The 8,684-nt window shown below is 68.5% G+C and carries 15 protein-coding genes; 9 read left to right on the plus strand and 6 right to left on the minus strand.

Going from position 1 to position 8,684, the window contains the following annotated elements; genetic code table 11:
• The first annotated feature begins 206 nt into the window (after window positions 1-206).
• Both ACZ7CD_RS29300 and ACZ7CD_RS29305 read left to right on the plus strand, forming a co-directional pair.
• The gene (locus ACZ7CD_RS29300) at window positions 207-506 is read left to right on the plus strand and encodes an RICIN domain-containing protein (protein WP_470380162.1); all 300 of its coding nucleotides are present in this window, start codon (window positions 207-209) and stop codon (window positions 504-506) included.
• Window positions 503-997 carry a WD40/YVTN/BNR-like repeat-containing protein gene (locus ACZ7CD_RS29305; RefSeq protein WP_470380149.1) on the plus strand — a complete coding sequence of 165 codons (495 nt, stop codon included), beginning with the start codon at window positions 503-505 and terminating at the stop codon, window positions 995-997. The genes ACZ7CD_RS29300 and ACZ7CD_RS29305 overlap by 4 nt, the downstream gene beginning before the upstream one ends.
• Here the strand turns inward: ACZ7CD_RS29305 and ACZ7CD_RS29310 are convergent.
• Together ACZ7CD_RS29310 and ACZ7CD_RS29315 are read right to left on the minus strand one after the other, a co-directional pair.
• The gene (locus tag ACZ7CD_RS29310) at window positions 990-1,160 is read right to left on the minus strand and encodes a hypothetical protein (RefSeq protein ID WP_470380150.1); all 171 of its coding nucleotides are present in this window, start codon (window positions 1,158-1,160) and stop codon (window positions 990-992) included. The two genes, ACZ7CD_RS29305 and ACZ7CD_RS29310, sit on opposite strands and share 8 nt — an antisense overlap.
• A 55-nt stretch (window positions 1,161-1,215) precedes the next feature.
• Window positions 1,216-1,824 (minus strand): TetR/AcrR family transcriptional regulator, encoded by a 609-nt coding sequence (locus ACZ7CD_RS29315; protein WP_470380151.1) that lies wholly within the window; start codon window positions 1,822-1,824, stop codon window positions 1,216-1,218.
• Between the two features lie 63 nt (window positions 1,825-1,887).
• On the opposite strand from ACZ7CD_RS29315, the gene ACZ7CD_RS29320 reads away from it, so the two are divergent.
• The 3 genes from ACZ7CD_RS29320 to ACZ7CD_RS29330 all read left to right on the plus strand — a co-directional run bounded on the left by ACZ7CD_RS29320 (window position 1,888) and on the right by ACZ7CD_RS29330 (window position 3,677).
• Window positions 1,888-3,105 (plus strand): serine hydrolase domain-containing protein, encoded by a 1,218-nt coding sequence (locus ACZ7CD_RS29320; protein ID WP_470380152.1) that lies wholly within the window; start codon window positions 1,888-1,890, stop codon window positions 3,103-3,105.
• A gap of 141 nt (window positions 3,106-3,246) precedes the next feature.
• Entirely contained in the window at window positions 3,247-3,495 is a 249-nt protein-coding gene (locus ACZ7CD_RS29325; protein WP_470380153.1) for a transposase, read from the plus strand.
• Window positions 3,492-3,677, plus strand: a complete 186-nt coding sequence (locus tag ACZ7CD_RS29330; protein ID WP_470380154.1) for a transposase — start codon at window positions 3,492-3,494, stop codon at window positions 3,675-3,677. Before ACZ7CD_RS29325 ends, ACZ7CD_RS29330 begins: the two co-directional genes overlap by 4 nt.
• Here ACZ7CD_RS29330 and ACZ7CD_RS29335 read toward each other — a convergent pair.
• Both ACZ7CD_RS29335 and ACZ7CD_RS29340 read right to left on the minus strand, forming a co-directional pair.
• Window positions 3,661-3,933, minus strand: coding sequence for a hypothetical protein (locus tag ACZ7CD_RS29335; RefSeq protein WP_360388120.1), 273 nt, complete (start codon window positions 3,931-3,933; stop codon window positions 3,661-3,663). The two genes, ACZ7CD_RS29330 and ACZ7CD_RS29335, sit on opposite strands and share 17 nt — an antisense overlap.
• Window positions 3,934-4,012: 79 nt before the next feature.
• Window positions 4,013-4,582: a VanZ family protein gene (locus ACZ7CD_RS29340; RefSeq protein ID WP_360388123.1), complete on the minus strand. Its 570-nt coding sequence runs from the start codon at window positions 4,580-4,582 to the stop codon at window positions 4,013-4,015.
• A 337-nt stretch (window positions 4,583-4,919) separates the two neighbouring features.
• On the opposite strand from ACZ7CD_RS29340, the gene ACZ7CD_RS29345 reads away from it, so the two are divergent.
• Both ACZ7CD_RS29345 and ACZ7CD_RS29350 read left to right on the plus strand, forming a co-directional pair.
• Window positions 4,920-5,252: a transposase gene (locus ACZ7CD_RS29345; protein WP_470380155.1), complete on the plus strand. Its 333-nt coding sequence runs from the start codon at window positions 4,920-4,922 to the stop codon at window positions 5,250-5,252.
• Window positions 5,249-5,980, plus strand: a complete 732-nt coding sequence (locus ACZ7CD_RS29350; RefSeq protein WP_470380156.1) for a DDE-type integrase/transposase/recombinase — start codon at window positions 5,249-5,251, stop codon at window positions 5,978-5,980. Before ACZ7CD_RS29345 ends, ACZ7CD_RS29350 begins: the two co-directional genes overlap by 4 nt.
• 388 nt (window positions 5,981-6,368) lie before the next feature.
• On the opposite strand, the gene ACZ7CD_RS29355 is transcribed toward ACZ7CD_RS29350, so the two are convergent.
• Window positions 6,369-6,542 (minus strand): hypothetical protein, encoded by a 174-nt coding sequence (locus tag ACZ7CD_RS29355; protein ID WP_470380157.1) that lies wholly within the window; start codon window positions 6,540-6,542, stop codon window positions 6,369-6,371.
• 113 nt (window positions 6,543-6,655) lie between these two features.
• Window positions 6,656-6,991, minus strand: coding sequence for a DUF5994 family protein (locus ACZ7CD_RS29360; protein ID WP_470380158.1), 336 nt, complete (start codon window positions 6,989-6,991; stop codon window positions 6,656-6,658).
• Window positions 6,992-7,524: 533 nt separating this feature from the next.
• Here ACZ7CD_RS29360 and ACZ7CD_RS29365 point away from each other — a divergent pair.
• Window positions 7,525-8,148 (plus strand): STAS domain-containing protein, encoded by a 624-nt coding sequence (locus ACZ7CD_RS29365; protein ID WP_470380159.1) that lies wholly within the window; start codon window positions 7,525-7,527, stop codon window positions 8,146-8,148.
• Window positions 8,145-8,591, plus strand: a complete 447-nt coding sequence (locus ACZ7CD_RS29370) for a CorA family divalent cation transporter (protein ID WP_470380160.1) — start codon at window positions 8,145-8,147, stop codon at window positions 8,589-8,591. The genes ACZ7CD_RS29365 and ACZ7CD_RS29370 overlap by 4 nt, the downstream gene beginning before the upstream one ends.
• Window positions 8,592-8,684: the final 93 nt, after the last annotated feature.

Raw genomic sequence — 8,684 nt, forward strand, 5'->3', positions numbered from 1 at the left:
CGCAGGTCCACGAGGATTCCGGATTCGGCGGAAACCTTTCCCGCAGCAGCGGCAACTTGCACGTAGGTCGGAAGACGATCACCGATCTCGGTGCCGTGCCAAGGCACGGCAGACTCAAGGAGCGCTGCTATGAGCAAGACCGGGTCCACTGCGGACCGCCGGGCCGGTGGACCGCGGGACGCAAGCACCACCGCGGCCGGTTGACGGTGATCACCGCGGCGCTGGGGGTGTCGGCGCCGGCCGGTGCGTACCTCGGGGTGGTGTGGGGCGACTCGGAGCCGGTGGCCGTCGACGCCGGTGCGTACTACCGGTTCGTGTCGGTGCGCAGCGGCAACGCGCTGGACGTGGTGGGAACGGACGGCGTCCGGATTCAGCAGGAGCAGCGCAGCCCTGACGCGGCGAGCCAGCAGTGGCGGCTGAAGCCGGTGGACGGCGGCTACCACCAGCTGGTCAACAACAACGGCAAGAAGGTCCTGGGAGTTCCGAAGGCCTCGGCGGAGCGGTGAAGATCGTGTCGCGCACCAGCGGCAAGGTCCTGTGCGCGGGCGACGGGGAGGGCGGCCGGGCGATCGTCCAGAGCGACGACCGCTCCACCGACCAGGGCAGGACGTTCCAGCGCACCGACCTGCCGTTCAAGCTCGGCGCCAACGAGGACGGCCGGTCGATGGGCGAGCGGCTCGCGATCGACCCCGCCGACAACCGCACGCTCTACCTGGGCACCCGCAAGAACGGGCTGTGGCGCAGCACCGACCACGGCGTGACGTGGAGCCAGGTGGCCGCGTTCCCGGTGAAGGACGGCGGCAGCAGTGGAATCGGGCTGTCCTTCGTGACCTTCGGACCGGTCGGCAGCAGGACGGTCTACGCGGGCGTCGCCGACAAGACGACCTCGCTGTACCGCTCCACCGACGGCGGGCCATCTGGGCGGCTGTGCCCGGTCAGCCCGCGGGGCAGCTGCCGCACCACGGTGTGCTGTCCGGCGACGGCTCGTTCTACGTGACGTACACCGACGTCCCCGGCCCGAACGGGGTGAAGGCGGGGTCGGTCTGGAAGCACACGCCGTCCACCGGGTCGTAGAAGGACATCTCGCCGATGCCCGGCACCGGCTTCGGCTTCGCGGGGCTGGCGGTCGACCCGCAGCGCCCGTCGACCGTGATGGTCACGACCCTGGGCCGCTGGTGGCCGTTCGACGAGCTGTTCGGCGGCCGGGAAAGCGGGTCACTGGTCCGTGGCGAGCAGGCGCCCCAGACCGCTGGCAAGCACGGCCGCGACGTCCAGCTCAGGGTCCAGCGCGGCGTTGACCAGGACGCCGTCGATCAGCGCCACGGCCAGCACCCCGAGCTCACCGGGGTCCTCGTCCCCGGCACCTGCGAAGTGCCGCAGTGCCTCGCCGATCTCGAGGCGGACGTGGCCCAGCGCGGCTCTTCTGCGCGCAGCGAGCTCCGGTGACCGTGCCGCCACGAGGGAGAACTCGGCGTTGGCCAGCAACCACCCCTGGTGCTCGAGCAGAAACCCGGCCAGCCAGGCACCGACAGTCCGCGCCACGTCCCCGCGGGCGGCACCGGCCGGGACCAGGTCCCGCCACTGGCCGAGCAGGGAGTCGGCGCGTTCCTCGACCAAGGCCAGGAAGAGGTCTTCCTTGCTGCTGAAGTTCGCATACAGCGCACCCCGGGTGAACCCGGCGTCGGCGGCGATCGCCTCCAGGGAAGCCGCGCCGTAGCCAGCGGCGCGGAAGACCTCGTACGCGGAGTCCAGGAGCGCGGCCCGGGTTTCACGGCGACGTCTGTCCCGGCTCGTCTCCCTGGAGCGTCCGGCTCTCGTACTCACGTACTCTTTGTACTACAGATACAGTGCGTATGTGAGATTTGCATCGTATGTGAGGTGGGGGTCATGAAGATCTGTCCCGAAGTCGGTGCCGTGCTTGAGGAGGCCGTCCGGGAGCACGCCGTGGCCGGTGCATCGGTGTGTCTGCTCGAGGACACCGGCGCCCGGTGCGCTGTCACCGGGGTGGCTCCGTCCGGGGTGGACACCGCTTACCCCGTGGGGTCGGTGACCAAGCCTCTGCTCGCGACCTTGGTCTGCCGCCTGGTGGCCTCGGGCGCGTTCGACCTCGACGCCCCGGCGGGCCGCCTGGTGCCTGAACTGGCGGGCACGACGATCACCCCACGCATGCTGCTGGCGCACACCGCCGGCCTGGCCGACGCCTGGGACGGCACCGCCTCGCTCGCCGAACTGCTCGACCGGTCCTTCACCGCCGAACCCAGGAAACTGTTCCACTACAGCAACCCCGGTTACGCCGCACTCGGCAGGCTCGTCGAGAACACCACCGGCCGGCACTGGATGAGGGCGCTGCACGAGCAGGTCCTCGCCCCGGCCGGTGCCGCCTCCGCCGACCTCGGCGCCGCCGACGGCTATCTCTCGGACGGGCAGGGCGGTTTCACACGCGGGCCGCTGTGGCCACCGGCCAGTCCGTTGTACGGGCCAGCGGGGGCCGGTCTGCGCGCCACCGCGGCTCACACCGCCAGGGTGGCGCTCGCCTGCGCCCGAGGGCGCACCGAACAGGGCCACACCCTGCTGCCGATGTCCCTGCGTGAGGAGGTGCTGCGCGAACAGGTCCGCCTGCCCGGTGTGCCACTGCGCTACCGGGGCTGGGGACTGGGCTGGGCGCTGCCAGTTGCGGGACCGCCTGGGGCCGTCCAGCACATCGGCGGCACCAGCGCGTTCGTACACGTGGAACCGGAGCGCGGACTGGCACTGGCCGTGCTGACCAACACCCTGGGCGGCTCGGCGCTCGGTGAACACCTCCTGGCACTGCTCGTCGGGCACCGCCCGGTCCCACCACAGGCCGGTCCCGGACCACGGGAGGTCCACCGCTACCTCGGCGAGTACACCTCCCCGACGTTGCGCCTCACCGTGCGCCCCGGCCCGGACGCCTCCCTGGTGGTCACCAACCCGTTGACAGGCCAGGACATCCCGCTGCACCACCAGACGGGCGACAGCTTCTGGGCCGACTTCGGCGGCATGGCCTCGGAAGTGACCTTCACCGGCGACGCCGGGGGCCGCGCGGACCGCGTGCACACGATGCTGCGCGTGCTGAGCCGGGCCTAGCTTGAGTTTCAACCTCTGAGTGGCTAGGTGTGACCCCGGTCAACCACGAGTGAAGCCCTTGGTCGATTCTTCTTCTTGCAACGGAAGAAGATCGAGACCAAGGCTTCAGTTGATCAGTGTGCACCATGGCCCGTAGAACGGGTGTCCCGGGAGTTGTCCGGGTTGCGGCAGGAGTTCTACCGGTGCCTGACCCGGCGGGCGGATGCGTTGTTCGAGCTAGCCGACGCGGTGTTGTGCGTGGACGGGCCGGTGCGGTCGGTGGCGGAGCTGTCTCTGGCTGGTGAGCATCGTCGTGGTCATGGCAGCGGTCGTGCCGCGCTGGCCCAGGGCCGGGTGGACGTTGATCGGTTGCGGACCGCGCTGGCAGGGGTGACACTGCCGCGGACGTGACCGCCCGCCAGATCCGCGGCGTGGTGGACCGCCTGACCGCGGCCAGGCAGTGGTCACCGGGGGATTCGGACGACCTGCTGGTCGCCGACGCCGGCTACGACGGCCCCCGCCTCGCGCATGTGCTGGCTGATCTGCCGGTCATCGTGGTGGTCCCGGCCACGGAACTCACGGTGCCGGCGTGACGAACAACCGCATCCAGCGAGCGCTGCGGCCACAGTCGAACGCGTCACTCACCAGCTCTGCGATGACCTGCAGGACATCGTCGAGGTCGTCGTCGGACAACCCGGCCAGGACCTGCCGCGCCAGGGCTCGGATTCCGGCGACGTCGCACACCGGCTCATGGACTTCACCGCGATGTTCGCGCGGGTGCTGGACCTGCTCGAGCCCGGTGACTGGGAGCGCATGCTCCCCGTTTCGCACCCGGAAGCGGTCGAGCATTCTGTGCGCTGGGCCGGCGGTGCACACGTTGCACGAGCTGCGGCACCACCTGCTGGACATCCGCCGCCGGTTCGACCGGTCACCGCGATGACGAACTGACCACAGGACGCGGGTCGCTCCAGCGGAACAGGTCGATGAAAGCGGCGAGGGCCGGCACTCGAGTCAGCAGGGAGAACACGCCGTACCCCAGCACACCGCCGACCACGTTGAAGAGCAGATCGTTCACGTCGGCCAGGTGGCCACCGCCCCAGAGGTTGCCGGTGAAGAACTGGCTCAACTCGATCACCGCGCTGAATGCCGTTGACGCGACTAGCACACGCCACCACGAAGGTGTGGCCAGAAGTAGCGGCACGATCATGCCCACAGGCATGAACACCAGGATGTTCGTCACCGCGTCACCCACGTCGTAGCCGTCGACCAGTCCGAAGTAGACCTTCCATCGCGCTTCCGTCGCCGGCGCGCTCAGGTAGATCGGGAACACCGTGTTCGCAACGACTCCGGCGACGTACACGCAGAGCGCGAGAGCGACACCGGCACGCGGCACCGTGAGACGGCCACGACGGTGCAGGACCCACAGCAACGCCAGGAAGGCCACCGCCGCCAAGGGAACCACCACCGGAAGCACCGGCACAGGATCGAACACGTCCACTCGGCATCAAGTCCTTTCAGGATTCACCGCACGGCCTTGGATCATCAGCGACGATCGCCCTGCGGGCGACCGCGCATCCTGCCACCGACTCCCTCATTGCGCAAATTTCCTCCCTTTCAGCAAATCCACCGTCTCGAATGGGCACCCGATCGTGTTGCGCGTGCCTTCTGCGAGTCGAAATGCTGTCCGACGTGCGAAAGCTGGTCGCGCCAGAACGAGATCCCCTGGCGTCGCAATGTCGACGCCCGGCACACCGACTCCCGTCCACAGCAGAACCCGTCATCACCAGTACAGGGTCTGCTGCACCGACAGGTGACATCTGAGTTGGCTTGCCGTGATGGTGAGCTGGGAAGATGTCGCTGTGTCCAAGCCCCACCCCCGGGAGTTCCGCGACGATGTCGTGCGGGTCGCCCGTGACCGCGAGCCCGGCGTGACCGTCGAGCAGATCGCGAAGGGCTTCGGGGTTCACCCGATGACCTTGTTCACGTGGCTGCGGCAAGCCGAGGTCGAGGAAGGCACCAAGCCCGGTGCGAGCCGGGCCGAGTCAGCGGAGCCGCGGGAGGCGCGCAAGCGGATCAAGCTGCTTGAGCAGGAGAACGAGGTCCTGCGCCGTGCAACCGCGTATCTGTCGCAGGCGAACCTGCCGGGAAAAGGCTCTACCCGCTCGTGACCGAGCTCACCGCCGACGGTATCCCGGTCGCGGTGACGTGCCGGGTCGTGAACATCGCTCGACAGCCGTACTACCGCTGGCGTGCCCAGCCGGTCACCGACACAGAACTCGGGCGGGCCTATCGGGCGAACGTGTTGTTCGACGCGCACCGCGACGATCCGGAGTTCGGCTACCGGTTCCTGGCCGACGAGGCCCGTGACGCCGGCGTGGCGATGGCGGATCGGACAGCGTGGCGGATCTGCTCGTCTATGGGCTGGTGGAGTGCGTTCGGCAAGCAACGCGGCCGCAACGGCAAGAAAACCGGTCTGCCGGTGCACGACGACCTGGTGCGCCGCGACTTCACCGCCGCGGCACCGAACCGGTTGTGGCTGGCCGATATTACCGAACACCGCACCACCGAAGGAAAGCTGTACTTGTGCGCGGTCAAGGACGTCTGCTCCAACCGGATCGTGGGCTACTCGATCGACTCACGGATGAAGTCCCGTCTCGCCGTCGCCGCGCTCCCCCTGCCGCAGGGTAGCTCCCCGATTCGCTCCACGGTGTTCTCGTCCATGCCGACATGGACGAACTCGTCGAGCAGGCCGTGTTCGCCGATCACACCATGCGCCGCGCAGCGGGCCTCCAGCAACTCCCGTGCCGAGGTCACGACGTGCTGCAGCACCGCTTGCAGGCTCAGGTCACTGGCCACTACGGCGTGCGCGTGCAACAGCTGCCGCAACCGGCCCTGAGTGGCGAGCACGTCCTGCGCCCGCGCCGACACCTCGTCGAGCAGTTTCTCCAGCTCCAGGCGTGGCAGATCAGCGGACGGCAACTGGAACCCACCCTGCGGCGGGCCGTCCGAGCTGTCAGCGGCACTGAAGGCGTTCGGCATGGCGTCCACGTCCCGTCGACCCTGGCGCGTGTCAGCGGGGTCCGGGCCAACGTAACAACACCTGGTGGAGCCGGGAGGTCACCCGGTCACCCTCGAACCTACGCCGAGCACGCTGGTAGCGATACCGTTTCGCGTCGCTGATCGCCACGGCGACAGGGTGCGAGTCTGCTGAGCGAAGTCCGCAGCGGAAGTCCCGCCGATCGTCACCCTGAACGGCGTCCGGTCCTCGGCTGGCTGCTTCCTGGTCACCAGATGTGGCCGCCTTCGGCTTCCCAGCGTTCTTCCGCCAGCCCAGCCTGGCGGGCCCTGGGGATGAGCACACGGCTGAAATGGTGGGCGTCCAGCGGCACGCCGTTGCCAGCCAGGATGGCCGCGACGCTCGCGGTCGAGTCGTGGCCGGTGGCGGACGCGTGCCGCACCCTCCGGGACGCCAGGCGGCACGACGAGCAGGCTGACCCGCCGGTGATCGGACCCGATCACCACGACGGTGTGCGGGTCGATCGATCGATCGGAAGCCTTCGAACCGGACCATTCAACCGTCGACGGGTGTTTTCCTTGCCACTGTGGTCCAGGTGTCGAGACGGTATGACACACGGTTGACCGGACCGAGCCGTGCGCCGAGCGCGGTGACCAGCACGGGGAGCTCGGCTGCCAGCTCGTCCGACCACGGCCACCAGCCGCCGTCGACGGGCCCGAGTGCCGCCCCAGGCGGTTTCAACTGCAAGCGCAACGCGAGACCGCGCCGGTCAGTCGGTGCCGTGCGGGGGGACTGAGCTGATCCGAGACCATCGCGACGCTCCTGTCTCCGGTTCACCCGATGAGTGGGCGCCGGTGATCGCTCCTGCGCCTGAGGCGGCACCAACGACACCGCCGTCCCTCCTTCGCCTCCGGTGCCCTCAGCCCACGCCGAGAACCCTCAGGCAGCGCCGGTAAGGGGACGAACACGACGTGCCGTGCACACGGCCGGGCGTCTTGCGCGTGTGCGACCGACCGGCACCGGGGCACGCGATGATCGAACGTTGTCCGGACAAGGGAGTATCGTTCCCAGAAAGTGCCCTGGACCCCGGCATGACGACATCCGACCGGGGGAATTCCCATGGCGCGTCTTGATCAGCTTCCCGCTACCACGGCGCGGTCGCGGGGATCGCGGAACCCCGCCGGAGCACGGTCGCGTCCGTCCAGCACACGGTCGGGCTGGGCCTGTTCAGCGCGGCGGAAGCCGACCTGATGATCGACCGGATCCTCGCGCTCACGACCAGGGACACAGCGCAGGCCTTTCCAGACAGTCCCAATGGAACAGTCACGTGACTGCTGTGTCCGCGAACGTCCGGCCGCTGGCGATCCGCTCCCGCTTGTGCCCGGCACGACGTGTTGCACGGTCAGATCGACATTTCAGCCAGAGTGATCTGGATCTTCGACGAGCGTGACTGGGCCTCCGTGGTGCGCTCGACCATCCGCCTCACAAGCAACCGGGCAGGCGCAACGTTGCCCGATCAAGGAGATGTCCCCATGACACCCCTCCTCCAACACGTGTCGACGGGCCGTCCGGCACGCGCAGCTGCTGTCCGGCCAGACTTCCAGCCAGATGGGGAGGTTCTGACCGTCACGGTGTGCCCTGCCCCGCCCGATGCGGTCGTACTCGCGGTGTGCGGCGAGGTGGACTCGTCCAACAGCCCGCTGCTGCGTGATCGTCTCCTCGATCACGTGCGACCCACTTGCCCACAACTGGTGGTAGACCTCACCGAAGTGACCTTCTTCGGTGCAGCCGGTATCACCGTCCTGGTCGCTGCCAGGGAAGCTGCGGAGACGGCGGGCATCAGGATGTGTCTGGTCGCATGTACACGCGTGGTGTTGCGGGCACTGACGATCACCGGACTGGACAGCGTGTTCGACGTCTGCCCCGACGTCGAACACGCCCGGCTGCGCATGACCGAGGTCGCCGCGCAGATCATCGGTCGATCCGTTGACGATGACGGCATCCTGCCGCGGCCACGCACGGGGCACCGTGCAGCATCCCCGGTGTGACCTCAGAAACCAGCATCATCAACAACGTCGTCTACCTGGACGGGCGGCATGCCGCGTCCCCGACCACGCTGGCCGACACCTTCCGAATGCTGGAGCGGCAAGCCAGCAGCATGGCCTGGATCGGCCTGTACCGACCGGCCGAGGCACAGCTGGTGGACGCCGCCGGCCAGCTCGGGCTGCACGGACTGGCGGTAGAGGACGCCATCACAGCCCACCAGCGCCCGAAACTGGAACGCTACGACGACACCCTGTTCGTGGTACTGCGCTCGGCCGACTACCGCGATGACACCGAGCGGGTCGAGTTCGGTGAGCTGCACCTGTTCGTGGGTCCCAATTTCGTGCTCACCGTGCGGCACGGCGAGACACCGGATCTGGCCGGCGTGCGGCGCCGGTTGGAGGCTCGGCCCCATCTGTTGCGGCTGGGCCCCGAGGCGGTGCTTTAGAGGTCCTAACAGAATGATCAACGTGGTGGCGTGCAGCATGTCGGATGTGGATCATGTTTGACCGTGAGGAGGGGTCAGTCGCCGCCGTGGATC

The organism is Lentzea sp. NPDC036949 (genome assembly GCF_055608075.1).